The organism is Paraburkholderia sp. JHI869 (genome assembly GCF_038900775.1).
In the GTDB taxonomy this organism is placed as follows: domain Bacteria; phylum Pseudomonadota; class Gammaproteobacteria; order Burkholderiales; family Burkholderiaceae; genus Paraburkholderia.
Window position 1 is genome coordinate 1 of sequence record NZ_JAYMSC010000130.1, and the last position, 250, is coordinate 250.

At 60.8% G+C, this 250-nt stretch carries 1 pseudogene; it reads right to left on the reverse strand.

What is annotated here, in order from left to right:
* Positions 1–250: pseudogene (locus tag VSR72_RS44175) on the reverse strand (transposase); the annotation flags it as partial.

The window sequence follows — 250 nt, forward strand, 5'->3', positions numbered from 1 at the left end:
TCCATCGAGAGAGTTTGTCCGTATGCCTTACGGCTTGCTGAACGACCGATCGGGCGCCGTGTACGAGCAGCATTCGCAGATACCCGTTACCGCGCTTCGTAATACCGAACAGACGATCTTTGCCCCCCTGAGGAGTGCTGACGTGGCGTCAAGCCAAGCCACGCCGCAAACTGCCGACCGTTTGAGAACTCGGAGGCGCTTCCGGCCGCAGCGATCACGCCGGTTGCGATCATCGGTCCGACACCACGGA